General features: G+C 43.1%; 1 protein-coding gene. It reads left to right on the top strand.

The window, feature by feature from the left end; translation table 11 throughout:
• Positions 1 to 503 (top strand): hypothetical protein (locus JIN87_RS28030; protein ID WP_234033685.1); only part of this gene is annotated, 503 nt, incomplete at its 5' end.
• Positions 504 to 508: the final 5 nt, after the last annotated feature.

Genomic DNA, 508 nt, shown 5'->3' with positions numbered 1-508 from the left:
TTGGAAGAAAGATGAAGAAGGTACATATCAGTATAATCATAGCGTTCACTCTTGTTCTAACCTCAACCTTCAGAGCAAACCCGGAATATGATCCTACAGACCTGTTTCCTTCACATCCGGAGGGATACGGCCTAACAATATCAGGGCAAAAACACTTTCTACTTTACAGTATATTTGGAAAGAAACGTCAGATTTCCCCAGCAGTTATCACAAACTCAAAAGAGGATAGATTGTTTGACGTGGTCGGACCTGAGATCGGGTCCAGAGATGGTATCTTTCGCTTTAAGCCAAAGGTGAACGAATTCGTATTAGAGCAGTATTCGATCTATCTCTACAGTTACGAAAGAGACGAAATAACACTGGTTAGGTCAGAAGTTCCTAGAGAGATTTTCCTGCAGAGAAGCAAGATGAGAAACTTCATCGAAAACGAGTTAATAAATGAGTTCCAACCAGACGGTGGTCACAATTCCGGCAGCTCCGCCGCCTCCATCGTGACACCTTAGCGTTC

This window comes from Pelagicoccus mobilis (assembly GCF_016595505.1).
Classification (GTDB): Bacteria; Verrucomicrobiota; Verrucomicrobiia; order Opitutales; family Opitutaceae; genus Pelagicoccus; species Pelagicoccus mobilis.
The sequence above is the reverse complement of the archived record's forward strand: the minus strand, read 5'-3'. Positions and strand labels throughout refer to the sequence as shown.